The following is a 416-nucleotide window of genomic DNA, read 5'->3' as shown; positions in this document are numbered from 1 at the left end:
TGAAAAGACTATAATTTTACATGGAAATGTGCTAAACTAGAGAGAGTGGATTATCGCCATTGATTTAGGCTTTCTGGTTTCTGATCAGGGCGCGAGTTGGGCAATTTTTAACAGCCTCTAAGACATCCTGACTAGGAGAAATTTCTTTTTCCAGTTGGTCAGGATCATCGTAAAAACGCACGATTCCATTATCGTGGTAATCAAATAAATCAGAATAAGTTTGGCAAAGTCCACAGGCGATACATCGTTCAGGTATAAGTGTGATTTTCATGTTCATATTTATATTGTAATAAGAAAAGTAAAAAAAAACAAGGAGTAGGGTATGGAAAAAGAACCGTGGCAAGAAGATATTTATGATCAAGAAGAATCAAGAGCAGAGCGTCGGCATCGAAACCACGGAGGGGCTGATAGGATGG

1 protein-coding gene and 1 pseudogene are annotated in these 416 nt (G+C 38.5%); one reads left to right on the top strand and one right to left on the bottom strand.

What is annotated here, in order from left to right:
• Positions 1-64 precede the first annotated feature (64 nt).
• Complete coding sequence (locus tag SMIDD26_RS12075; protein WP_167747535.1) at positions 65-271, bottom strand: ferredoxin; 207 nt, start codon at positions 269-271, stop codon at positions 65-67.
• Positions 272-322: 51 nt separating this feature from the next.
• On the opposite strand from SMIDD26_RS12075, the pseudogene SMIDD26_RS13655 reads away from it, so the two are divergent.
• A pseudogene (locus SMIDD26_RS13655) lies at positions 323-416 on the top strand (LysM domain-containing protein); the annotation flags it as partial.

The sequence above is a fragment of the Streptococcus mitis genome (genome assembly GCF_001579035.1).
Taxonomy (GTDB): Bacteria; Bacillota; Bacilli; order Lactobacillales; family Streptococcaceae; genus Streptococcus; species Streptococcus mitis_J.
Note: the sequence above shows the minus strand (reverse complement) of the source record. Positions and strands in the feature narration are given on the sequence as shown.

Bases quoted from the DNA above. Each gene is read 5' to 3' on its own strand.
- SMIDD26_RS12075 (WP_167747535.1), bottom strand. From the start codon at position 271: ATGAAAATCACACTTATACCTGAACGATGTATCGCCTGTGGACTTTGC.